The sequence below is a fragment of the Nocardia sp. NPDC023852 genome, from assembly GCF_040639505.1.
Lineage (GTDB): Bacteria > Actinomycetota > Actinomycetes > Mycobacteriales > Mycobacteriaceae > Nocardia.
Genome location: NZ_JBFAAB010000006.1, coordinates 71,023 through 96,965, shown reverse-complemented (window position 1 = coordinate 96,965; position 25,943 = coordinate 71,023). Strand labels below are relative to the sequence as shown.

The window sequence follows — 25,943 nt, the reverse complement described above, 5'->3', positions numbered from 1 at the left end:
GCCGCAGTAGAGCCGTCAGGCCAGGCGGAGGCCGAGTCGTCGCCGGACGCGCATGTCCAGCAGGTAGGCGTTGAAGGGGAACATGCGGACCGGGCGTGGCAGCCTGCTCTCGACCGCGCCGAGCGTGCGCAGGATGCGGTCGAGGGTGCGGTCGTCGCGGTCGTTCCAGGTGAGCCCCATGTGGTCGCGCAGATGCTGTGGAAGCAGGCCGGTGACGAAGAAGCGGTGCAGGCGGCTGAACCCGAGTTGCACGGGGCGTGGCAGCATGCGCAGGTCGATCAGGTCGTTGAGGTAGTCGCGGACGGTCGGGTCGATAGTCGTTTTCGCCAAGTTCTTCGCCCAGTACTCGGCGAACGCGCGCCGGTCGGCGGGCCACATCTCCTCTGGCATCTGGAGGGTCGTCCCCAGTCGTGCGCCGTGCTGGTAGAAGGCATCGGCGGTGGCCTCGTCCATCGGGCCGTGCAGACGCTCGTGTAGGTCCTTCCCGCCCCAGTAGAGGCAGGCGGCGACCCACAGCTGCAAGGTGGGGTCGAAGGCGTTGTAGTGCACGGGGCTCGACGCGTTGGAGTGCACCGGGCGGTGCGAGACTTCGACCGCGGCGCGGTAGGCCGCGCGCTCCTCGTCGCTGCCGAGCATCGCCACGGAAAGGTAGGTGAGTGTGGTCCGCAGCCGTTTGATCGGGTGCAGCATGACCTTGCCGCTGGCGACCGTGCTCTCCACTACGCCGTAGCCGACCGGTGGGGCGCTGAGCTGCATGATGACGTTCGCGGTGCCACCGAGGAAACCGGCGAGGCCGTCGATGTACTGCCCGATATCGAAGGGATCCGGCGATTCGGGGTGCGTCTTCGCGTGAAGTGGACTGATCATCATGAGATCCCGCGCTCATTGAGAAGTCTATGCAACAAGTTACTCACCATCTCAATGGGGTGTCAACCGTCACAGCTGTAGGTCGCGTGCGGCGCTCGGCCGGATGCCGTGACAGTGCGCGGGGTCGGCGCAGTAGCGTGGTCGAATGTCGTTCGGTCCGCCCCTGCTGCTCAGTTCCCTTGATCCGCTCGCCGTCGCAGGCGGAGCGGACCTTCCGAATGCCGTGACGATCGACGGTGCGGCACTGTCGCGCAGCGACCTACTCGGCGCGGCGACCTCCGTGGCCGAGCGTGTCGCCAGGGCGGAGCGCGTCGCGGTGCTGGCCGAGCCGACCGTCACCACCGTGCTCGCGGTGGTCGGCTGCCTGATCGCGGGCGTGACGGTGGTACCGGTGCCGCCGGACTCGGGCACCGCCGAGCTGGCGCACATTCTCGCCGACTCAGGCGCGCAGGCGTGGCTCGGAAAGGCGCCGGAGAACACTGCGCTGCCCGTGGTCCCGGTGCGGCGGCATGCCAGGTCCTGGCACACATACCCCGAACCCGATTCCGCCACATCGGCTTTCGTGCTTTACACCTCGGGAACCACCGGCCTTCCCAAGGGGGTCGTGCTCAATCGCGGCGCCGTGGCGGCGGGTCTGGACGCGCTCGCCGACGCCTGGGCGTGGACCGCGAAAGACGTTGTGGTGCATGGTCTTCCGTTGTTCCACGTGCACGGGTTGATCCTCGGCGTGCTCGGCCCGCTGCGCGTGGGCAGCCCGCTGGTGCACACCGGCAAACCGACCCCGGCCGCGTACGCCGCGGCCAAGGGCTCGCTCTACTTCGGCGTGCCCACCGTGTGGTCGCGGATGGTCGACGACCCGGACGCGGCAAAGCAATTGGCCGACGCCAGGCTGTTGATCTCCGGCAGCGCGCCGCTGCCGGTGCCGGTCTTCGAAAAGCTGCGTGAACTCACCGGGCATGCGCCGATCGAGCGCTACGGTATGAGCGAAACCATGATCACCCTGTCCACCCGGGCCGGCGGCGAGCGCAGGCCCGGCTGGGTCGGCACGCCGGTGCGCGGCGTGCGGACCCGGCTCAGAGATGAGGCCGGCGCCACGGTGCCGCACGACGGCCAGAGTATCGGCGGCCTCCAAGTGCGCGGCCCTATGCTGTTCGACGGCTATTTGAACCGGCCGGAGGTGACCGCCGAGAGCTGGACCGACGACGGCTGGTTCAAAACCGGTGACGTCGCTGCCATCGACCCGGACGGCTTCCATCGCATTGTCGGCCGGGAATCGGTGGACCTCATCAAGTCCGGCGGCTATCGCGTTGGGGCGGGCGAGGTGGAAACCGTGCTGCTCGGGCACCCCGCGGTCGCTGAGGTCGCGGTGGTAGGGCTGCCCGACGACGATCTCGGCCAGCGCATCACCGCCTTCGTCGTGCTGCGCGACGGCGCAACCGAGCGCGCACTGATCGACCATGTCGCCGAGCAGCTTTCGGTGCACAAGCGCCCACGCGAGATTCGGGTGGTGGACACGCTGCCGCGCAACGCGATGGGCAAGGTGCAGAAGAAGCTGCTCGGCTGAGCGCCTCGATCCAACCCTGGCGCGTCCGCTGCCTCGAAATCCGCGGCAGCGCCGAAGCGCTGTCCGACATAGACCCCTACATCTCCGGCGTCTCCCGCCAAATGATCCGCATCCATCCCCACCGCATCATCGCCTTCGGCCTCGCCGCCTAGTGGGCACAAATTGATGGAGCCTGTCTCCACCCGCGCCGGACCAGGTGAAAGGGAGGTAGTCGACTGAGGGCACCGGCGTGCGGTTGACGCGGATCTGTGCTCGAGAACCGTCCCGCGCGGATCCATCGGTAATCCCGACGCACCAACTGATCTCGCGAGCACATGGGTAACTCACCGGGAACGCCTGAAACACGATCGGCACCCAACGTAGGACCTGAACGAAAATCCCGTGCCACCCAACTGGTACGGCCTGAATACCCGGAGAGGCGGAACAGCACTCAGTCGTTGGCGTGCAAATCAGCGTTGAGTTCGATGCCGGTGCCCTTGCGGGGAACGACCTCGACCGCGCCGGTGGTGGAGTTGCGGCGGAACAGCAGGTTGGCGCGGCCGCTGAGTTCGGCGGCTTTGACCAAGGTGCCGTCGGGGGTGGTGACCTTGGTGCCCGCGGTCAGGTAGAGGCCGGCCTCCACGACGCAGTCGTCGCCGAGTGGGATGCCGAGTCCGGAGTTGGCGCCGAGCAGCGAGCGCTCGCCGATCGAGACCACCGTCTTGCCGCCGCCGGACAGCGTGCCCATGATGGACGCGCCGCCGCCGATGTCGGAGCCGTCGCCGACCACGACACCCGCGGAGATGCGGCCCTCGACCATGGACGAGCCGAGAGTGCCCGCGTTGAAGTTCACGAAGCCCTCGTGCATGACCGTGGTGCCCGAGGCCAGGTGCGCACCGAGGCGAACCCGGCCGGCGTCGCCGATGCGCACACCCGAGGGAATCACGTAGTCGACCATGCGGGGGAACTTGTCGATGCTGTACACCGTGACGGGGCCGCGGGCGCGCAGCTTGGCTCGGGTGATCTCGAACCCCTCCACCGCGGCGGGCCCGTGGTTGGTCCATACGACATTGCTCAGCAAACCGAACTGGCCCTCCAGGCTCACTTCGTGTGGCTTGACCAAACGGTGGGACAGCAGGTGCAGGCGCAGGTAGACGTCGTGCGCGTCGACCGGGGCGGCGGACAGGTCGGCGATCGTCGTGCGCACAGCGACCACGTCGACCCCGCGCGCCTCGTCGAACCCGAGCAGTGCCGCGTACTCGACGGGCGCCTCGTCCAGCCTTTTGGTGCCGGTCTCGGCGAACTCGCCCAGCCGCGGGTTCGGGTACCACGTGTCCAGTACGGTCCCGTCCGCGGTCACGTTGGCGATACCGACTGCTGCTGCTCCCTCGATGCTCACGTCACAAGAGATTACTGTGTTTGTTTTGCGGCGCCTTCGAGCGGTATGTTCGCGGCTCTATATGCCCCGAACCGGTAGGTCTCCGCGCCGCGTCTCATGGGAACCAGTGCGGTCGGTAGGCGGCGCGTGGGTGGGTTTGGCAGCTGTTGCCGGGCACCAACGGCAGGTACCCGGTGGCGTAGGCAGCGGGGATCTCCTCCTCGGTAAGCGGGCGGTCGTCAACAGCGCGGAACTGCCATTTTCCGTTCTCGGAGCGGATCCAGCTGTCGGCGTCGATCTCGTAGACGCGCTGCACGGTGCCGTTGACACCGACGACGGCGTACCGGGCTCGAGCGCGCACTTCCTTGCCGATCAGCCACCACCCTCGATCACTGTCGTATTGGTCGGGGACACCGACCTCGCCGAAGGATCGGCCTGAGTCGTCGACGAATTCGTAGCTACTGTCGGGACGAAAGATGACGACGGCGGCCTTCATCCAACCCCTCGCCCGTCGGCCCCAGCGCTTCTGCACCCCTTGGCGGGTAATGCCCATCGCGGACGCCACGTCTGCTATCTGGGCGCCGCATATCATGGCGGCGTCGCCGGTATCACTGATGATTCCGTCGATATAAGTGGAGACGGCTTTTTGCACGGTTAGGCACTTCAGTGTAAAAGGTTCTCTTCTCATCTCCCGTGAGGTTTCCGCTGTGGAGTCGCTCGGTGAAGTCGCTGGGGTCGTTCGGATCGACGAGCCGGATGGCCCAGTCCTGGAGAAGAAGGTTCACTGCATCCCCCAAACCGTCGTTGTCGTCGAAGAACAACGCGGAGTCGAGTTGATCCTTTGGCAGCCAGTGACCGCCCAGCACCCGAACCCGTCCCGCCGCCGCTGCGTCCATCGCCGCCCGCCGCAGTCGCGTCACGTCGGTGTCAGTCAGATCGGTCATCAACCGCGCCTTTCCGCCGTTCGGCTCCGAGGCTTTCGCTACCACTGCTGGACTGTGAGGTCACTCCGTACGGGTAGCGTGCGGCAACGTCGCGATCGGCGCACTGCGGATAATGGTCAACTTGTCTGCGGTAGCTTGCCAGCGCCGGATTTCTTGTGACGACTTCGTTATCGACCCTGGTGACGCCGTCGGCACGGCAAGGTCGTCCGGGTACACCGTTCTTCCCCGGGGCTTCATTTCCCTGCACGACCACTAGCGTGGCGTGTAAGCAGGCACCCCACATCGGTAACCAATAGGTAGCGCGTGTGCAACCCCACCCCTGGCGCGGCGGCTCGCACGATCACGGCGCGGGTGCCATAGGCCGACTCGCCGCGAACGAGGATCTCGCCAGTGCTCCCGGCCGCCCGCGCGGTAGCGATTGCTTGGGCGACCATGCGGCCGAGCCCCTTTTCACCGAGCCGGTCTTGTCGGCACGCAACCGCCTCCTAGCGGTCACCGGCGCTGCGTGCTCGGTACTGATGACCGCCGCCAGCAGCGTCGATGCTGTCCGCGCCTGTCCCCGCGATCTGCGTCGAGCTTCGGCGTCGGGTTCGCCGAGCCGGACCTGATCTGCGGCGCGGCGATCGACACGTGATCCGGGCGGCGGCGACTGGTCCTGGTCGGACGGACCTATTCGGGGGCGGGGCGCGGTGCGGTCGGCGGGCCGTGCGCGGATGCACGGAGCGAACCCTGGATGCGTCGACCTGAAGTTAGTTCGATGCGGTGGGGTGCGCGGGTGCGGGCGCGGGCGGCCGTAGGGTGAGGGGCGTGACCATCGACCTGCATGCCGACCCGATCACGCTGACCGCCGCGCTCGTCGACATCCCGAGCGTCTCCCAGGGTGAGGCGGCGATCACCGACAGGGTCGAGCGGGCACTGCGGGAGCAGACGACCGGGTTCGAGGTGCTGCGGCACGGGAACGTGGTGCTGGCCCGGACGAATCGCGGATTGCCGACCCGGGTGATCCTGGCCGGGCACCTGGACACCGTTCCCATCGCCGACAACGTGCCGGGTCACTTCGCCGTCGGTCCGGCGGGCGAGCGGGTGCTCTACGGGTGCGGCTCGGTCGACATGAAATCCGGCAACGCGGTGTTCCTGCACCTGGCCGCGACCGTCGCCGAGCCGATGCACGATCTGACGTTGATTTTCTATGACTGCGAGGAGATCGCCGCGGAGTTCAACGGGCTGGGCCACATCGAACGCGACCACCCCAGCTGGCTGGCCGGTGATCTCGCGGTGCTCGGCGAACCGTCCGGCGGCTGGATCGAGGCGGGTTGCCAAGGAACGCTGCGGGTTCGGTTGAGCACATCCGGCGTCCGCGCGCACTCGGCGCGAGCGTGGCTCGGCGACAACGCGATTCACCGGCTCGCCCCGATTCTGCAGCGGCTGGCGGATTACCGGGCGCGTGAGGTCGACATCGACGGCTGTGTCTATCGCGAGGGGCTGTCCGGCGTCCGCGTCTCCGGTGGCGTTGCGGGCAATGTGGTACCGGACCTGGCCGAGATCGACGTCAACTTCCGCTTCGCCCCGGACCGCACGGTGGACCAGGCCGTCGATCACGTCCGCGAGGTCTTCGCCGGCCTCGACATCTCCTTCGAGGTATTCGACTTCGCGCCCGGCGCGCTCCCCGGCCTGACCGCCCCCGCCGCCAAGGACCTCGTCGCCTCGGTGCACCGCCACGGCGGCGGCGGTGTGCGTGCCAAGTTCGGCTGGACCGACGTCTCCCGTTTCGCCGCCCGCGGCATCCCCGCTGTCAACTTCGGTCCCGGCGACCCCAACCTCGCCCACAAGCGCGACGAGCACGTCCCGGTCCACCAGATCACCGATGTCACCGCGATACTGCGCAACTATCTCACCGGCGCCGCGCGCTGATACCCGGTGGCCGCTGCGCGGTGGCTGCCTGCTATCGCTCAGGCGGAACTTCGGAGTGCCGGATTCGCCAGCCGGGCCATCGATGCCTCGTTCGTTATCCGATCCCCACTCGCCCTACGACCGCAGAGTGGTGCCAGCCGGCAGACGGGCGACATCTGTGCGGCACCCGGGACCGTTGAGTGGCCCCGATTACAGTCGCCGCTGTAGGGGTTGAGTTGCGTCCTTCCCGCACGCGCAACCGGTCACGCAGCGTGTGGTGGATGCGCTGCCATCCTTATCTGCCACCTTGATTTCCGGCGGTGGCGGATTTTGCGTAAGGCCGCGCGGCTGACCTGCGGCCACGACTGTTACGCCACCGCCGAGTGCCAGTCCGAGTGGTGCCCCCGACGATTCTCGGCCGCTTGCTGGCCCTGCTGGTCGGCTCGACGCGCTGGTCGACACTCTTCTAGTTTTGGGTGCCGATGGGGTGGCGGCGGTGTTGTGGCGTCGTCGTGGGCCACCCTTCTCCTCGGTGGGAGTGCCTCCAGGGAGGCTCCTGCCAAGATGGATGCTGGCCCGAGTGTATCCAGAGGAGGTAGGGCATGCCCTACGAGCGAATCAAGGTCGATTGCGAAGCGATGGACCGCTTGGCGGACAAGCTGAGCTCGGCCGCCGAACACCTCGAGGCCGTGCACTCTCGGGTGCGGGAGGCAGAGCAGGCCAACTGGGGATCGTGGGGAAAAGACAAGGCGGGGCAACAGTTCGCCTTCGGTCCGGATGGCTACATCAAGGGATCGTCGGACATGCAGAACGTGGTCGAATCCCATGGCAAATTCCTGGGCGGAGAACTCTCGACCGGAGTCCGTGACGCGGCAATGGCTTTCCGCGCCACAGAAGACTTCTCCGCGGGAGATATCGGGCGTTCGATGGGCGGCAAGGCGTAAGTGCAGGATACAAAGACCACGCTGGATCGGGCAGCTTTCCGGTCGTAGCGGCGAGCGGGGGATCGGATGACGAACGAGGCATCGATGGCCCGGCTGGCGGATCTGCTGGATACCGTTCAGGCCGGCATGAAATCGATCGAGAAAATGCAGCAGCAGCGGGCCCTGCTGACTGGCGTCGGCACTGCGGCGAACGACCGTGTCAAGGTGACGGTCAACGCCGATGGCGCCGTGATCGAAACCAGGCTCACCGGCGACATCCACAAACTGACCTATGACCAGATCGGGGATGCCGTCACATCCGCCGCGCAGGACGCTATCGCGGAAATGCGGCGCAAAACGGCGGAACTGATGCAGCCGCTGCAGGAGCGCAACCCCTTGGTGCCGAAACTCTCAGAACTGGCTCCGGGTGCCCCGGATGTTTTCGACCTCATTCCTAAACCACCCGAGGCATCGCTCGCGCCGCCCGATTCACCGGATCGGAAGGCCAACGATCCGACATTCACCGACGTCGAGCAGCGACCCGCTGTTTCGCGGTCGCGGGTGGCGGACTTGTCCGGTTCGCCGGATCAGGTGGCTTCGGACGCCGCCGAGTTCACCGACGTCGAGCAGCGACCTGCTGTTTCGCGGTCGCGGGTGGCCGACTCGTCCTGATGAAGTTGGCAGTGGGGGTGTCACTGATGAGGAGTCGCGGGCAGATCGTGGCGTCCAGCAGGCGGCGGTGATATCAACCCTCCACGTCCTGCGGTCTACCAGAAGTATTTCGACAACATGGACCTGCGGCACGCCTTAGCCACGATCCGTGGACCGACGTCGGTGGTGGTGCCGCGGCTGGATTCGGCCGTGACGGGATGCTGGTTGGGGGTAGGGCGTAGGCGCTGGTCTGCGCCGGAGAGGATGTGGGCCAGGACCGTCGATGAGAATCGGCGAACACGGTCTCGATGATGGCGTGGCGGCGGTGGGTGATGTCGGCGTCGGCGGTGGTCTCGGTGGTGTTGCTGAAGAAGGGGTGATACCGCCAGGCCGGGAAGAGCGCGTCCGGGTAGCGGGCGTCTTTCCCCGCTGGACGATCAGTCGTGCGGTGTTGCGTTCTTTGGTGGAAGCGGAAACGGTGTAGGCGATTTCGGCGACCTCAGCATCGGAGAACCACTTACCTCGATGGCGCTTCCACGCCGGCCGTTGAACAGTTCAGTCATCCGCCGCTCCGTAGCAGGTCGATGCTGTTCGCGCCCGCCCACATCCCGCGATCAGCGCGGCCAGCTTCGGTGCCGGGTTCGCCGATCCGGCTCAGAACTGGTACGAGAACCGTTCCTGGGTGAGACGGCTCACCCGATGCTGTTGTTCGGCGACGCTGCAGGATACGAGCGCTCGGTGCCGACACAAGGTGACGCGGTTGTGGACGTTCGTTCGCACCGGAGTGGCTACTACCTACTACCTATTGGCTACGGATGCTCGGATTCCACCTATCCGCCGATACTGATTGTGGTCCCTGTCTGCGGTCGGTGAGATCTGACCGTTTTCGTGGGTTGCGTTGTGCGTTGTGACTAGGAACTGAGGCGATGGCCGGTATGACTCGTGGGGCCGTCGCTGTCGATGGGGGTCTGTTGCTGGGTCCGTTTGTCTGGTTCGCCGGTTCGGGTGGTTGCGTTTCCTGCCGGATTCACCGGTGTGGGGCACTAATGCTTTATTTCGTGGTGGTGGGTGGTCGTATTGTCTTGACGAGTTTACTTGTGGGGATGTTATCGATGGGAAAGTCGCGGGCGGGTGGTGTCCCGTGGGTGTCGGATAAGTGTGTTTTCTGTTTCTTTCAGGTGGGTTTGTTCTGCTGGGTGATGGTGTGGCGGCGGGGTGGGGACGTGGCCGTGGTTGGGGGGTTGTGGTGATTACTTTGGAGGTTCCGGGTTGGTTGGCCGGGATCGCGGTGGTATTGAATTTCGGTGAGGAGTTCCCCGAGGCTCGGGAGGCTGAGTTGGGGGACGGAATCGGGAATTCTTGGCTGGATGGCGCGGTGATGTTGCGGGAGGTGCTGCCGCTGCTGTGGGAGGTCAGGGGTGAGGCTCCGGAAGCCCTCGAGGGGGAGGCCGGGGCCGCGGTCAGGGAGTTGTTGGATGCGTTGTTGAGGGGTGAGTATTCGCTGGATGTGCTGGCGGACGCGATGGAACAGATGGGGCAGTCGGTCCGGGATAGTGCGTCGAGTTTCCAGGCGGCGAAGATCCAGCAGTTGATTTTTGCTGCGTTGACTTTATATACGATCTATCAGCTTGTGGCGTCGTTGATGGCGACGCCGGGTGGCCAAGCGTTGATTCCTGTGGTGGTGCCTGCAGTCCAGGCCACTGGCCGTGAGCTGGTGCGGTCCGCGTCGGTGAAGTTGACCGCGGATTTGGCGGCTGATGCCGCGCGGGCGTCGCTGAAGAATGTGCTGAAGCCATTGCTGAAGAAGATCAATGTGTTGAAACCGTTGTTGAACACGACCGCGGTGTCGTATCCGGCGTTGGGGAAACTCCTCGGTAATTCGGTGATGAAGGGCGCGGCGTTCGGGCTCATTCTCGAGGGCGGCGTTCAGGGCGTCCAGTGGGTGTCGGATCAGCGTGACCGGCTGGATGTGGCGGCGATGGTGAGATCCTCGGTCGCGTACGGGGTCGGTTTCGGGGCGGGGCACCGGGCTGGGGCGGTGATGGGTCGGGTGGTAGCGGGGTGGTCGGGTCCGTGGTTGGTGCGGAAGATGGCGGTGGGGGTGGTGTCCGGGCTGGCGGGGGAGGTAGGGGGATCGGTGGGGGATATCGCGGCGCAGGTAGCGATGGGTGCGTCGCGGATCGATGCGTCGTTCGATCTGCAGATGTTTCTGTCGGGTGCGGGCGAGGGGCTGCTCGAGGGGGCTCACGGGGGCAACCGCGCTCCGGGGTCGATGGATGGGTATCCGGATTTGCCGCTGGTGGAGGCGACCGCGCCGGCGTTGAAACCGGATTACGGGACTCCGGCGGAGGCGAAGGTCCTGTACCGCCAGTTGATGCTTGACGCGCATCCCGATAAGGCACAGGGTGCGGGTGCGGGGCGGGAGGAGGTCGCCTACCGCCAGGAATTCACCTCACGGGTGACCGCGGCGTACACGAGTGTGGATGCGGCGGCGAAGGCAGGCAGGCCGGTAGATCTGGCCGAGCTGAAAGGCTTGCGTAGGCAGTGGGATTCCACGTCGATCCCGCAGGAGAACCGAGCGGCCGCGGCAGGCAGCACCGCCCCATCAACCGGCAGCGGTGGCGCATCGACGGCGACGGACGCGGGTAGGTCCGGTTCGTCGGCCGGTACGAGCCGGGCCGCCGGTGGGACAGGTGCCGGGTTTGCGGGGGCAGCCGATGCAGTCCGTCCCGGCGGCGACCAGTCCACCGGCGGGCCCGGTGCGGTGGTGAATGTTGTTACCGCACAGACAGCTAGCCCGGTCACGCTGAGCGACGGGGGTTTGTCGGCGGGCGACATCGGGCCGGGGGCTGTGGCGGGCCAACAGGTGTGGAATGTCGATGGTAGCGAGGAGGTGGCCGCGCCCGCGTCGCGTCCGGCGCCGATCGTCCCGACAGGGCTGGTGCCGGAGACTGCGGATACGCGAGGCCGCGACGATGTCTCACCGGCGTATACAGGCCGAGTCGACGGGCCCGATCCGCAGCCAGTGGTTCGGGGCGAGGCCGACCCGGGGGATCGGAGCGAACCGGCCGCCGATCCACATAGTGGCGAAACAGATTCGGGGTCGGACCCGGCCCGACCGGTCGAGTCGGTGCCCGCGCCTGCCTCCGGTCCCGTGACGGGTGATGGACTCCGGCAGCGTCCGGGCCGTAGCAGCCGTCGCGACACACGCACGAGCCCGGAAGGCGATGTCGAAGGCGGGACCGCTCCCTATTCCATCCCACACCCCGGAATGTTCGACAACCCGGACAAACCTTTCGATATCACGGCGTTCGCTACTCCCGCGGGCGGACGGGCGTCGGTCCGTGGGGGCGAGGGTGCTACAGCGGTGCCGGATCTGCATGCCGTCCCCGGCTCGGCTGGTGGCGTGGTTTCCGGCCCTGCCGGTGGTGTGGTTTCCGGCGGGGAGGGCGGTCGAACTGTTGAGGGGCGTGTGCCCGTCGCCGGCATGACGGATGTGGTGGTGCGTGGTGGCGATGGTAATAGCGCGGAGTTGTCGCAGCTGGTAGGCGACGGTGCGAAGGATTGCGTTCTGTACGCGTTGCAGATCGTCCGTGAGATCACCGGAAACACCGGGATCGTGCCGGAGTTGGTGGAAGGTGATGTGGCCACGATCGGGGGGGTCGGGTCGGAGAACCTCGCGAGGGCGGCGAGCGCGGATTCGCGTCGAGTGGACTCGTTGACCGCGATGGTCCACCAGGTGAACCTCGAGGGCGGCACGGAATTGGTGGGCGTGGAGTTCCAAGGTTTGGAACACCCAGACATCACGGGCACACATGTGGTCGTGGTGGCCAAGATGGCCAAAAACAACCCGTTCCGTTACGAGCCAGGCACTCTGGTGCTCTTCGAACGGTCCGACGGCGTGGAAACTCGGACCATCGGCTACGACAACGTCCTGGCCTGGGCACGCGAACACGACACCACCACATCCGGTGTCTTCCACACACGCTGGGGCATCGACAACCAAGCCGAACACCCCCTGGCGCCCGGGCAGGAACCCTCGACCCTCCCCGGTATCAACGGCTACACCTCCCTCGCCGCCGGCTACCCACGCAACAACCCACCACCCTCTCCGCGCCGATCGGTGAATTCTGGTCGCACGGCGGGACCGCGGAAAAACCGGGGCGATCGCTTGGCTGCGAATATCGGTCAGTTGGGTCAAGGTGTGGCCGAGCATGCGATCGTTGTCGATTGGGATGCGATTGGTGCGGCATTGGGGGAGGGGGTCCCGGAAGGGCCCGAAACGGTCCGTCTTTCGGTTCCGGAGAGCGTGTTTCGCGTTCTTCCGCGGACTGATTGGTCGGAGGCGACGTCGTCGGACGGCAGGCCGGTGCTTCGCAATGGCAATTTCGAGGTCAGTGTCGGTTGGGGGCTCGCGTCACACGATGATTTGCTGAGCCGATCCTGGGTATCGCCGTCCGGTCTGGCGATCGCCGGCCTGCCCGATCTGTACGCCTGGTTGCAGGATCGGGGCTTGCCGGGGGATGAGCGGATCATCGCCTGGATCCGGGACCGGCTACTCGATCCTGAGCAACCCCCATTGCCGGAGCACATGATCGAGAGAGAGATCGCGCTCGTAGGCTCGACCCTGCCGAAGCATTTGCGCAACGATCCAGACCCCCAGGTGGCTTTGGCCGTGCGGTTGGCCGCGAGCGGGTTGTATACGGTCCAGACATTATATGGGCATCCGGATATCGGCTACTGCTGCACCTACTCCGGCGAGCTGGAGGAGGGAGCGGTCGCGACATATCACAATAGTTTCGACCTCCTCGCGGACTTGCGGAGAATGCAGGTTCAGATCGGTGCGCGCGGCGGTAGCGACCAGGATCGGCTCGATGGCATGATCGTCGTTCCCTACGGGGATATCAGAATTGGCGGCGGTCGAGGCACCGATGAATACCATTCCGGCGCGTTGGTCCGGGCTCATGCGGAAATGCTCGGATACGACAGCAGGCACAAGTGGTCGGGTGATTACGTTCCGGCAGCGTCCACACCGAGCGCCGACCGCTTGCGCGATGCCATTGTGGCGGAGACATTCGACGAGACGACGGGGATGCAAGCCGGGCAATTCGCCGACGACCCGCTGGCGCAGGATGCGTTGGCGATCGATCTCGGAGGAATTTCCGAATCCGGGGCGCTGATGGCTGTGTTCGGAATTGCAGTCGAAGACCTTACGTCCTACAGGTCGTTCTACAAAGCGATACTCATGCGTATGATGCATGCGAAGAGGGTGCGGATAAGTTCCGTGCTGGAAGCTCTGCGACTCATCGATGTAGACCCGCATTATCGAATTCCTGAGTTGGGCATGTCCGTACGCGAGGCGCTGATAGACCGTCTGGTCGGATCCAACCCCGGCGAAATAGGTGGCAACGCCAAATTCCATAATCCGTTTATCGGTTACCAATACCCTCCGAAGTACCTGCTCGAAAATCGGCTTCTACGCGGCATGAATTCAGCCGTGCTGATGACAGTGGGTGAGCGGCTACGCGACGAACTGAACTACACATTCGAGGACGCTTATCGAGATATCGAGCGATACACCGAATTCGTGGATCAGTTGTTGCGAACAGGAAATCGCGACCTACTGGAACTGTACATCGAGGCATCCGACCTCGCAGCCCGTCAGCCCAGCGCCGAGGCCGTCGACCGTGCCGCCCGGACACCGCCGGTGTGGCTGGGCCAAGGCGAGAACACGGTGAGCACGACCCAGTGGGTGACTCACGCCCTCGCCCAGCATCTGACGGACCCGCAGCGGGCGGAACTGATCGAAGGCATGGCCGCTTCCGAGCAGGGACTCGCCGCGGAGCAGCTCACGACCTCGGTCTCGGGGGCTCGGATCTGCCCTCCACCACCCGACCGGCACACCATCGAAGCCGCGCAGCGTGAATTCGACCGCAAGCTGCAAAACCGGTTCGGGGACCGTGGGCCGACCGCACTCGAATTGGAGCTCTTCTACCAGGAACACATGACGCTGGTCGAGCAGTATGCCGTTGTCGATGGGAATATCAGGCGGCTGGCGGGCGAGCTCGGTATGGATGTCGCGCAGCTGCGCGAGCATATGAGAAACGAACTACGAGAGGTACTCAGGGACAAGCCGGTTGCCATACGAGTCGATCAGGATGCGTTGCTGGGTGTTCTCTCCGAGGGAAAGGTCTTATCGCGACGCGCGCCGGGTGGTGAGCGCGCTCTCGCCGAGAACGAGTGGTTCGGGAGCGAACCGATCTACGGATTCGTCGCCGTGGACGGGGTGCGGCCGGCCGGGATCAGCCTGGTCTTCGACGCGTTGTCCGAATTCGGTTTGGAACAGATCTATTTGAAGCCCCATATTCGGGAGCGTACGACTTTTACTATCGGCGACTCGCTCATCCGCAAGTACTGTACGATTCCGTCGCCGCTCACCGATCCACTCGAATGGTCGTATGGTGCCGGCGCGGCAACCCCGGACATGACCGGCATCAACCGGAACTACGGTGATCGGCGTCTCGTCCCTGAGGCACAGTTCCACGGTGACATCACGCATGACGACATCGATTTCATTGTTCTGCACAAGGAGCCGAACGAAGAACTGCGAAGGGCACTGAGGCGGTCCGGACTCGAATGGCGTGTTCTGAACAATGAGACGATTGCCGAGCATGGCAGCCGGCAGGAGCGCGTGGCAGCGATCAGGCGGACCGAGGAGGACCTCCAGTTGCTGCGGCAGGCGCATCTCTACAATAGCGGCGATCTCGAGCTTCGAAGGATGTACCGGGAGTTGGAGCGGGGATTCCTGACAGATCTCGCGCTGCTGACGACATCCCTGGATAACACCGGCCGGGCCGCTCGCGGTGTCTCCGAACCCCAGCCGGACGAGCGCAACCATCTTTCCCCGGACCAGCCGGAAGGGCGGTTCCGCAGGCAGAGCGACGTCGAGATACAAGCACAACTGTTCCATCGCTATCTGACGCTGCGCGAAGCGGGCCGGGTAGCCATCGGGTTCCGCGAGTGGCTGAAACCGCTGGGCCCCGAAGCCTTCCGTGGCGAGAAGGTAATCGACGAGGAGCGGAGCGGCTCTTCGAAGGGCAAAAAAGCCCGGGTGCGGAACCCGCTCCGCCCGTCGGGCCTGGTTGAGCTGGGCCACCGCATCGTGCAGGCTGATCCCGAGATCGGGCCGACCCACGCGGCGTACGTTCTGCACCAGCTGAAGACCCGTCGGATACCGCCGTTGTCCTACCCGTACTCCGTCGATGGCTGGTCTCCGGAGATGACATTTGCTGCGGATTATGCGGTGAATCTGGACGCTGTGGCCACGAGGGTCTGGCTCCATCGCGACGACGAGGGTAGGTGGCGACTGACACGGGTGGGTGACGGTGCCACCCTCAATAACGTGCTGGCGGAACACTTCCGGGATCTGACCGCCAAGACCCCGAAAGAGCTGGTGAAGCGGATCGAAAAGCTGGTGAGCGGCCGGTCCGCGGAGCCGTTGGCGCGTGCCGCCACCGCGGCCGAGCAACTTCCCGGTGGCCCAGCGCACCCCGAGACTGCCGGTGGCGGGCTGCCTTCCGACGGTGGCGTGACCGCGTATCACCAGCCGGACACGGGTGCCGCTCCGGCCTTTTATGAACCCCGTACCCATGAGACGGGCGCTGTTGCCGACGCCATGCGGGAACGCGATCAAATTATCGCCACACATAGAGATCGAATATATGCCCTGAGCGAGACACTCGCTTCATTGGTTGATGAAACCGGCCAAGTTGCCCTGAGTCCAATAATGGCGGGTCTCCGCAATGAGTTCGAGACGCTGCTGAACCAGCGGATAGCCGAATATCTCGACACCGAGAAAGGCGCGCTCGACCAGGCAGTCGGAACCATGCGAGAGGCCGCCGCTCAATCGAGACTGAGCGATATCGACGTAGACGGTCTGGCCGCCGCGCTGGCCTATATGGGGCGCCCGTATGAAGACCATGCCGACGCGCAGAATATGTATCTACGCGAGCGGGGCGCGTCCGCACTGATCCCCGGAGCCAAGAACCGTGTCGCACGCCGACTGCAAGCGTTGGCTCGAGAACGCCTCGATCAAATCGACGCAGAACACTCGATATGGTCGTCGACACATGATCACGCTGACTCGTTTGCGCGGAGTTTGAGTTTCAGTATCATCGAGCCCATCGATAATCTGAAGAGAAAATTCTATGACTATAACGATAATTGGACAATAGCGGTAATGGTCGCCCGCCTGAATGAGCTGCAGGCGGTCGGTATTTCGACGGTACGGCAACAGCTAATCGATAATTGGCACGGCGGGAACCTTTCGCTGGATCCGGTGCTTTCCGATATAGTTCGTGGACTCGCTACCAAGGAAGACGTATTAGCCATATATGATTCTCTTGAGTCGGGGATTGTCTCCCTGAACCTCACCGGTGTTGTCGAAAGTGCTCTTGATGCGACGGATAAAAATGTGGTCGACATGTTTGCCGAACCATCATTGCGAGGACTTGTGTACCGTGAGAGCGAGCGGCAACAAATTGTTGCATACGAGCTTGCTGCCGCACAGCTGCGCAACATCCTCAACTTGACTGACCTATCAACGGACCTGCAATCGAAGGTGATTGAGGCGATGAACAATAGGCCGGCCGACTTCGAGGAGTATGTGGACCCAGCTGACGCGCTGTACCTACACTTCACTCCAAATATTCGCTCGATCGCCAGCACCGGCCAGCTCAAGTCGGGCGCCAGCGAAGAGATCACCAATTTCACCGGAGAACATTCTGCCGGTGTGCACTTCATTAAGCCAGGCGAGTGGCAGGGACACGAAGGCTATAAGCGGTACATCGGCTACGCCATTTCGCGTCGTACCTTCCATGGAACCGAGATTCCAAACGCTCTCGGCGCCATAATCGCAATGCCGATCGGCGCAATTATCGAGACAACACCTTTGCGTAGCGAAGTCAAAATCACCTCATTCGATAACGAGCACCGTGCCAACAATGCAACATTTCGACCGCTGGACAGGTCGGCAGAATACGCCTATTCCCTGGATGACGCCTACATCATCCCATGTTACAGTCTTTCCCAGGTCTCGCCGGAACAATTCGTTGAAATTGATCCGGTAACGGGGCAGTCACACTATCGTCCGGTCGCAGAGCCGATCCGTGAGGCATTTCGCCAGGCCGGATATGATGAGAAGTGGATTGAGCAGCATATTATCGATATCCCCGGGCAGTCGGATATAGGGGGGCCGGGTTTCCTATTGTCTGATATGGATGGATTCAGTCAGCTTTCACCTGAAGATTATGACAAGCTGCATCAGCAAATCGTTATGGCTCAACGGGATATCAAGCAACGCATAGACCGTCGAGGAACCTATCACGAGAAGTTCGTAGCCCCAGCCTGGACGAAACTTTTACAGCAGTTCGAGAGCCTCGATTCTTATGAGGCACCCCAACAAGGCGCCTCGTATGCCTCTACAGGTGCAGCGGTCGAGCGCCTCACTGTTGTGGATGAGGCAGACCTCCGCCATTACGGAATCCGACGCAACCCGGGTCTCGAGGGACAACACGGCCTTGCCCTCGAGGGGCAAGTGCCCAAGGACCCATATCCGTTTCGGATCTCGGACGACCCGGGTGAGTCCGGTGATGACGACTTCTTTGGGGTGTGGGGGACACACGGCGCCGCGGGCACTCTTGTCGGACACATAGATGAACTGGGTATCGAGCGGTTTTTCATGGTTAAGGCAGCGCCCGGGTACTCCCAGGGCAAATGGCAGTTACCTGGCGGCGCACTGATGTCCAAGGAAACACCAGCTCAAGGTTCCGCCCGCGAATTCATCGAAGAGGTTGGTGTCGACCAGGAATACCTGGGCAAATTGCGGCACATCGGCACCCACGTCACCCGCGGTCCAAAGGGATGGAAATACCATGCCCTTGTAGCCGTTGCGCCCGAGCGATTCGATCCGATCATCGACGGCGAAGAGACAGAGGATGCCGGCTGGTTCACCCGCAACGAGCTGACCACCATGGCAGCCAACGGCAGGGTGCACAACTCCCTCACCAGAACCCTCCCCGACCTGCTCGCCCTGTTCGATCGGCGAACCGTGACTGCGGATCGAACCGAACAGGAGGAAACCGACCTTGGTGCTGTTGCGGGGGCGGTTGTCGATGGTTCCGGTGGGGTGGGTGACGGTGCGCAGGAGTGGCCGGATGCTGTTGTGGTGGAGCATCTTCGGGGTGGTCCGAAGAACTGTGGGCCGTTGGTGCAGTGGATCGTCAAGGATGCATTGGGGGATGCGGGCGTCCGGATGAACCCGGCCGCGGTTGATGACGCCCGTATCGGTGTGGAGGGGATGGATCGAAAAGAGTTCGCGCGGGGATTGGATGCGGATTGGCGCGAGGAGCCGTTCGGGGTGGGGGTCGAGGGGTTGGCTGCGGTTGTCGCCCAGGTGCGAGACCGGGGGGGTCTTGTTGCGGGGACGATGGAATTCGACGCGGTGGGTGCGCATGCGTTCGCGGTGTTGGAGGTTACGGAGGAGTTTGCCCGTAGTTATCCCGAGTTGGGATTGCGGGTGGGTGAGGAGGTGGTGTTCGACAACGCCGAGGGTGGTGTGCTGCGTGGGGAGGAGGTGGATGCGTGGGTGCGGCGGGTCGGTGTGTATGCGAAGACGGTGGAGGGGATTGTCCGCCGCCGTGGTGGTGTGGCGGAGATCCCGTTGTATGGCAGGGAACCGTCGGATCGTGGCCCGGTCGAAAAAATCGGCCAGTCGCTGGGCACGTCTGAAGACCAGGTGCGTGCCCTGCTGCGCGAGGTCGAGGGAGGCGAGAAGACCGCTCCGTGGCGAAGTGTTATTTCGGTTCGGACACGCTTTGTTCCTGCTCTTCGGCCAGGTGTCGACGGCCAGTTCGCCTCGCACGAATTGATTTCCTCCGTCGCGCCGGATGACCATCTAACCCAAGCGCTTACCTTGAGGCATGAGGATGTGCATGCCGAAGAGTTCCTCGCAGGTAGAACCCCGGATATTGCCACGTTGTCCGGGGAAGAGTATGTCAGCGCGGGCATCCGGGAAGAAGCCAAAGCTTTCGCCGCGGAATTCGCGCCGAGTGTGGCGTTGCGGCAGCGAGGTTACCCGGTCCCGGAGAGTTGGGCAGAGAAGATCTACACCCCTGCCTACGACCGGGCCGTCGGGGCCGCCCGGCGTGAACTCCCGCGGCGCTCTGACACGGAGCTGACAGCTATCGGTCATCGGGCGGGTGTCCAGGCATTGTACGAGGAACTCGCGAAGCCTCAAGCCAACGGGAAACCCAGCTACTACACCAAGCACTATCGAGACAGCTGGAAGGCGTTCCACACTAACCAGGGCGCCATACAGATGCACACGCCCACCACGCCGGACGTTGCGGAGCAGCTGCGGCAGCTGGCGTTGGCGAGAACCGCCGCGGCTCGAGACCATGTCGCACTGATGAAAGAGGTCGAGACCACAGCCGAGGACCAACTTGCGGCGCGGCTCGAACCGGCATCGGACAGTGACGCGCGCCGCCGGACGCATGGCGACTTGATGCTCCGAGACCTGATCGCGGCGCGCGCACAGGCAGCGGCGCAGGTCCGCGACATCACCCGTTCTCTCGACGACCTGGCCTCATCTGATGTGTTGGATGTATACCTGCGACAGGAGCGCGGCCGATGGCTGAGCGACCATCTCGTCCTGATGGCCGACGACCGGCTTGTCGTCGCCGCCGGGAACGGCGAACACCAGCGGATCCTGGACGAGTTCGAGGCCAGTGGCTCCAGGATGGCGGAAGTGGTGCGGCGGACGAGTCGCCGCGTATACCTGAATGTCGACATCGATTATCGCGGGAGAGTCCGGTACGAAGCAGCCGAGAAACCCGAACGCAGGCGGCCGGAGCACCGCTTGCCGGAGGTCACCTGGCTGAATCTGACCGAACAGGCATCGGCGCAGCGGATAGACCAGGCCAAATTACTGCTCAGTCGGACCGAGATCGGTAAGTGGGCCAAGAAGGTTCTGGACGGGACCACCATCGTCCTGGACGAAACCATGGACGACCGACTTTTCCCGGCCAAGAACACCTTGGTTCTCGACGCCGGGGCCTCCGATGCGGAACTGGCGGTTGCCATGGTGCATGGTGCCTACCACGTCGACCAGGAACGAGTCCGCGATGCCGAAGCAGGCCCACGGAGCCGGATCATGGTGCTGTCGCGTGACGAGTATGTCGCCGGGATGGTCGATGAGGAGACCGTGGCGCACACCGGCGAAATACTGGCTTGGAAGCAGCTCCGGGCAGCGGGCGCAGGGCACGACGTACCGGAAAGCCGACAGGAGCGCATCTTTACAGTTGCGTTCGAGCGTGCTGCCGCCTCGGCACGGCAGCAGCAAGTCCCCGTTTCCGAACTTGACCGAGTCGGTTACGAAGCCGGATTCGCCGAGGTCCGGCAGCTCATCGAGCAGACGGGACCGCGGCGCTCGGGTACAACCTATCCCGAGATCTACGGTGAGGCATGGGACGTTGCACACGGCAAACTGCCGATTCCCCCCGTAGTCCTGCCGCGAAGCGAGTCGGCTGTGGCGGCTCGACTGGCGGAATTGTTCCAGGAACTGAAGTTTGCCGAGAATCGGCGGGACCTCGCGCGTGCTGGACTGGACGGGTTGTCGGATGCCGAGGTGGCGCGACGGGGACCGACGTCGGATGAGCTGGAGATATTGCGCCGCTCGTCGGATCCGCGAGCGCTCGCGATGGTCGAACGCATCGATACCTACAACAGGTGGAATGCGCGCGTCGACCGGCTCCGTGAAGTAGTCGACGCCTATCGGCAGCTGGAACTGATACGCAGCGAGCATGATCGGCTCGCTCGGCAACGGTCTTTCGATCCGGCAGAATTGCTGCCGGACTCGCCGCTCGTGCGAAGCTTGCGCGAGGCTCGGGCCGAGCTGGCACGTGTCTTGGATACCTCCCCGGAGCAGGTGACCGTGGACCGGGCGAAAGCTCTGCTCCGCCATGCAAAACGACCGGTGGGGGATCCGCGTCGACCGAAGGACGCCGACCGGCTGGCTCAGCTGTGCAGGCGTTTTCTGGATGCCGAGCCCCTCGTCCGCGCCGTAAACGCCTTCGCCGATCAGAACGCGGAAACCCGGCGACTCGACCAGCGGATCCACACCCACCCCGGATCAGGCCGAGCCGCCGCTGCCGTCGAGATGAAACCGACAGCACGCAAACGAGCGCCGGCCGCCGAACTCGCGCGGCTGCATGAAGTCGTGATCAAGGTGCCGAATCTCGATCAAGCCACCAGGGCCGCAGTCATCGAGATGGTCGGTGATGTGCTGCGTCTCGACGGCGCCCAGCTCGGGCAGACCGAGGTTGTCGGTGGCGCCCATCGTATCCAGGTCCTCGACGGGGAGGGCCTGCCCCTGACATCGGTCGACATCATGGCTGGACCGGACGCGAGGATAACGGCGCGGATGCACCTGAAGCAGGGCAGTCCGGAGCGGGTTGTCTTCGGCTGGCGCCTGATTCCCGAGATGATGCACGGCTGGCACGACGAAACGCAGGCTGGCCGAGTGTTCACCGCCGTCTCCAGTTGGAGACGGCGGCCGGTGTTCGGTAGTGACGGTGTGCTGACTGCGACAGTGCGCGGTCGCCTGGGCTACCGTGCGATGGATGTCACGGTAACAGGCGATTGGGGCGAGGGCGCTGATGTAGTTGCGTGGAGTCGGGAACAGGGCCCGGAAATGCCGAAGGCGGTCGACCGGCGTGTGCAGACCGTGCCCTCCGACGCCCGCCCGAAGCAGGAATTCCGATCCCAGAGTCCGGCCGAAATCTCAACTCCCGGCGGCGACGCTGCGCGGATTCCGGCGGTGGGTGACGGTGCGGCGGGGTGGGCGGGTGCTGTCACCCCCGCCGAGCAACCCGCCGCCGAGTCCGCCGATTCGGCCCGCCCGGCAGACGGTCGGCAAGGACGGGAGCCCTCCAGCGTCGATGCTGCTGAATCGCCTCGCCACCGGCGGGCGGCGAGCGAGGCACGGGACGCGACAACTCGCTCGGTCAGCGATGTGTATCGGAAGACCTATGAGGATCTGATCGCCGAACGAGCCGAGGCGGCGGCGGAATTGGCGAAGACGGCTGGCAACAGGGACGCCGATCTGGAGAAGAAGTCGGAGGTATACGAACGGGAGCGGGGAACTCCACTGCGGGGTTTGCCAGAACAGGGGGTAATCAACGGGGACCGAGACGATACGGACCTGCGGCCGGCGACGATTCGTTACCGCGAGGTTGCCGCCATGGTCGGTCGGCTCGAGGAATTCGGTGCCGTGTCGAAGGACGCGACGCCGTGGCGCAATGGGTTGTTGGAGAAGCATGCCCGCGCGGTGTTGCGCCGGGGGGAAGCGCTGCGAGTACTGCGGGATGCTGCCGAGGCGGCGGGCGCCGACCTGGTGGCGTTGCAGTCGGCGGCGCGGGTCGAGTCAGAATTGGCCAGGTTGAAGGGGCGGATTCGGGGCCGAGCCTATCGGGAGTTGTCCTCGGCGCTGAGAAGTTATTTCGGCACGTCGGAATCGGTTCGTTCGGCGGAGCGGAACATAGTCGTACACGACGCCGTGGTGGAAAGCCGTGTTTCCACCATGGATCCGAGCGGATCACCTCTCGTGCAACGAATTCAGAGCTTGTCGGCAGACCGGCCGGCAGTGACCGTGGAGTTGAACGGGGGTGATGGGCGGGCGGTGGAGGTGGCCGCGTTGGCGTTGGGGGACAAGCTGCGGGAGTCGGGCTGGCGTGACGAGGATCGGATCGCCGCGGCGATGGAGGTGGTGCGTAACGCCGGACTCGACACGCTGCGATTCGTGGCGGACTTCCCCGCACCGGAGGAGTTGGTCCAGTTCGAAGGCACGGAGGCGTTCGACAGAGCACTCTGGAGTGCTCGCCTCGGATTGCATCCGGAAGAAGTCACCGTCCTGCGCATGGTGTCATCGCCACGGGTGCTATTGACGGTGCGATTGTCGGCGGATGCCGATGTCCGATCGCTGCACGTGTCCGTCGAATGCGATCAATACCGCCCAATGGGGCCGCTCGATGAATCACTCGTCGAAGATCTGGAAATGTTGGTTCCGCAGCACAGTGCCAACGCGGTGGGTGCGGAGGTCTACCGGTCGCTGCAGGGTGCCGCGCGGTCGGGGGTGGAGCCGCACGGGGAAGTCTGGGCGCATTTCGAAGAGCCGCGCGTCGTGGACGAATCGGTGCGGCGTCCCGTCGACGGCGGCCAGGAGGTGGCGTCACCGGACCATCTGACACGGGATTTCGAGGCCAAGAAACGGATGGTCGAGAAACTGTACGACGATCACCATGTCCGGTTCCTCGGATGGGACGAAGGGGACGTCCGCGTGGACGCCCTGGCCTCCGCCGATCGCACATTGCGCGACCTGATCGCGGAATACGGTGGCAGGCACAATCTTCGAGAAGTGCGCTTCGTGTCGAGAGGCGGCGATGAGAAGGGATCCACGAAATCCACGGGATACGCGTATTCCTGCGGGTCCCGTTATGGCGGGAAGGACGAGAATTACTACGCGGTCATCGCGATCGATCGAAGAGCGGTGGTCGACCGGGAATGGTCGGCGGGGGCATTACAGAATGCGCAGGAGAGCTACTGGTGGGGTCGATCGCCGGGGGATTTGATCTCCGATGTCCTACGCCACGAATTCGTCCATGTAGTGGATCAATACCGCCGTATCGTGTTCGACGACAGCATGCGAGAGGGGTTGAAAAAGGCCTTCGGCGTTTATCGCAGCCGCGGGTTGATACCGTGGTACACCGGATTCGACGCTTGGGTGAAGCGGCTTCCACGCTATGTCTTCGTCGACGGTGACCCGGCGAAGGGGTGGAAGGACCCGGAGGTGCTGGCGGAGGGGAGCAAGGCCGGGGCGGTGGACGTGTCGCTGCCGTTGACTGATCCGGCGCGGGTGGTGCACGCGTTGTCGCATCGACTCGACGTGGAAGAGTTCGCGAACACCATGGCGGCGTGGGAGGAGGCGCACCGGGTCGATCGGCTGGGGGTGTCGGCTGCCGGTGAGAGCCGGGGTTCGCTGCGGCGGCTGTTCGCGAATGTGCGCGGCCCGGCGCTCGCCGGCGAGGGTGACGGGACATATCGGCGCCCGGATGTGCCGTGGCCGCATGAGCACAACCTGTGCGGTTTGTTGACGATGCGAGATATCGGCGTTGTGACGGGCAGGGACGATCTCGACGGGTTCGCCACCGGGCCCGAGGGAGTGCTGGTCAGCAGTATCGAGAAGAAGATGGGTGGGCCCAAGCAGGTTTTCACGGATATCGGTGAGGCTGTGGCCCGGCTGCGGGGATGGGGCGCACGGCTCGACGCGGAGAATCCGGTCAGTGGCCGGGAGGTGGAGAATCCGGGCAGCAGCCGGGAGGTGGGGCTTCTGGTGTTCGATCCGACGTACACCGGACAGGGCGGGGAACACGGGGATCTCGGCCACGCGTATTGGCTGGTCCGTCGGGTGGACGCGGACGGAACTGTGCGGATCGAGCAGCGCGACCCGGGCAAGGGCGTGCTCCAACCCAATTTCGTGCCTGCGCGGGAGTCGGCCGGTCGCTTGGTGTTCGGCACGTTCATCGACATCGACAACAACGGCGAGCGGGTGGAAGTCGCCGACGCCGACGGCGTCGTGCGGACCAGCGACCACGACTTCTCTGTCGGCGCGTCCGGGAAGGATCGGCCGACGGGACTAGGGCGCGACGGGGAGTCCACGCCCGGAATCCGAGACCGCCTGGGTCGATTGTTGCGTGGGAAGTCCGCGGCCACGCCGTCGGTGTCGCCTGAGCTGTTGGAGGGGGTGGCAGGGCTGCGCCGCCGCGACGACCAGCGGCTTGCTGAGTTACACCGGGAACTGCGCGCCCAGTTCGCGCGCCCCGGTAGCAGCGTGACGCAGTTGCTCGAGCCCGGATCGGAGACCCGGCGCGGCGTCGAGCGAGAACTCGGCTACTCCCGGCGGGAGCTGGCCGGGCGGCTGGGCATCCCGGAGCAGGATTTGACCATCGAGCGGCGGGTGCAGGAGGAGTACGCCGATCTGCGGCGGCGCGACGACGGCACTGCGGAGTTGCAGCGTGCCGCGGACCGGTTCCTGTCGCTCTACGAGGTCATGCGGAAGGTCGAGGACATCGACCGGTATACCACCCGCGCCCGGCGCATCGACGCGTTGGAAGACGCGCTCTACGGCGGGTATTCGCGCTACGAGCAGGGACTGGACTCGGCCGCACCGGTGCGGGCGTTGGCCAGACAGATCGCGAACCTCGGGGAGTTGGCGCGCCGAGTCCAGGAGACCGAAGACGCGATGCCGGCGATGGAGTTGGTGCGTGACCGGGACATCACCGACGTCTACTGCCTCCGCCCGAGCATGCGGGTGGGGCCGCGGACGTTGGAACAGGTGCGGGCGCGCTACGACGAGACTCGGGAGCGGCTGCGGACGTTGCTGAGCGCGGATCCGGCGGGCATGTTGCTCACCGAGCTGGAGGCGGTGACCCCGAAGCCGTGGCCGACCGGCATACGGTCGGAAAACCTGCTGCGGGAGCAGGAAAGATACGAGCTGGCCGTGTCGTTCGAAGAGTGCAGGCAGGTATTGGCCCTGGTCGAGGCGGTCGAGCAGCGCGACGCGCGACTGCAGGTGCTCACCAGCGAATTCGATCGGCAAATGAAGGCCGCGCTCGGCCCCGCTGCGGCGAACC

The 25,943-nt window shown here is 64.6% G+C and carries 9 protein-coding genes and 2 pseudogenes (1 of these 11 running past the window's edge); 5 read left to right on the top strand and 6 right to left on the bottom strand.

The genetic code is table 11. The features are described from left to right. Window positions 1-15: 15 nt before the first annotated feature. Complete coding sequence (locus tag AB0H00_RS12985) at window positions 16-867, bottom strand: oxygenase MpaB family protein (RefSeq protein ID WP_357265539.1); 852 nt, start codon at window positions 865-867, stop codon at window positions 16-18. Window positions 868-1,012: 145 nt separating this feature from the next. Here AB0H00_RS12985 and AB0H00_RS12980 point away from each other — a divergent pair, with 145 nt between their 5' ends. Beyond that, a complete protein-coding gene (locus tag AB0H00_RS12980) occupies window positions 1,013-2,431 on the top strand; it encodes an acyl-CoA synthetase (protein ID WP_357265203.1) in 1,419 nt (472 codons plus the stop codon). A gap of 430 nt (window positions 2,432-2,861) precedes the next feature. On the opposite strand, the gene dapD is transcribed toward AB0H00_RS12980, so the two are convergent. From dapD to AB0H00_RS12960, 4 genes and pseudogenes are all read right to left on the bottom strand, one after another. Further along, window positions 2,862-3,809 carry a 2,3,4,5-tetrahydropyridine-2,6-dicarboxylate N-succinyltransferase gene (dapD, locus tag AB0H00_RS12975; protein WP_357265201.1) on the bottom strand — a complete coding sequence of 316 codons (948 nt, stop codon included), beginning with the start codon at window positions 3,807-3,809 and terminating at the stop codon, window positions 2,862-2,864. 94 nt (window positions 3,810-3,903) lie between these two features. Continuing rightward, complete coding sequence (locus tag AB0H00_RS12970) at window positions 3,904-4,440, bottom strand: hypothetical protein (protein ID WP_357265199.1); 537 nt, start codon at window positions 4,438-4,440, stop codon at window positions 3,904-3,906. Beyond that, window positions 4,397-4,732, bottom strand: coding sequence for a hypothetical protein (locus AB0H00_RS12965; protein WP_357265197.1), 336 nt, complete (start codon window positions 4,730-4,732; stop codon window positions 4,397-4,399). Before AB0H00_RS12965 ends, AB0H00_RS12970 begins: the two co-directional genes overlap by 44 nt. A 338-nt stretch (window positions 4,733-5,070) precedes the next feature. After that, a pseudogene (locus AB0H00_RS12960) lies at window positions 5,071-5,252 on the bottom strand (IS1380 family transposase); the annotation flags it as partial. A gap of 287 nt (window positions 5,253-5,539) precedes the next feature. Here AB0H00_RS12960 and dapE point away from each other — a divergent pair. The 3 genes from dapE (at window position 5,540) to AB0H00_RS12945 (ending at window position 8,217) form a co-directional block, all read left to right on the top strand. After that, a complete protein-coding gene (dapE, locus tag AB0H00_RS12955; RefSeq protein WP_357265195.1) occupies window positions 5,540-6,643 on the top strand; it encodes a succinyl-diaminopimelate desuccinylase in 1,104 nt (367 codons plus the stop codon). A 581-nt stretch (window positions 6,644-7,224) separates the two neighbouring features. Beyond that, a complete protein-coding gene (locus AB0H00_RS12950; RefSeq protein WP_357265193.1) occupies window positions 7,225-7,566 on the top strand; it encodes a hypothetical protein in 342 nt (113 codons plus the stop codon). Between the two features lie 66 nt (window positions 7,567-7,632). After that, window positions 7,633-8,217, top strand: coding sequence for a YbaB/EbfC family nucleoid-associated protein (locus AB0H00_RS12945; RefSeq protein ID WP_357265191.1), 585 nt, complete (start codon window positions 7,633-7,635; stop codon window positions 8,215-8,217). 252 nt (window positions 8,218-8,469) lie between these two features. Here AB0H00_RS12945 and AB0H00_RS12940 read toward each other — a convergent pair. Further along, window positions 8,470-8,718 (bottom strand): annotated as a pseudogene (locus tag AB0H00_RS12940) (IS1380 family transposase); the annotation flags it as partial. A gap of 721 nt (window positions 8,719-9,439) precedes the next feature. Here AB0H00_RS12940 and AB0H00_RS12935 point away from each other — a divergent pair. Further along, window positions 9,440-25,943, top strand: partial view of a GNAT family N-acetyltransferase gene (locus AB0H00_RS12935; RefSeq protein ID WP_357265189.1) — the beginning only. It continues 24,524 nt past the right edge of the window; only the first 16,504 of its 41,028 coding nucleotides appear in the window; its start codon is at window positions 9,440-9,442; its stop codon lies off the right edge, out of view.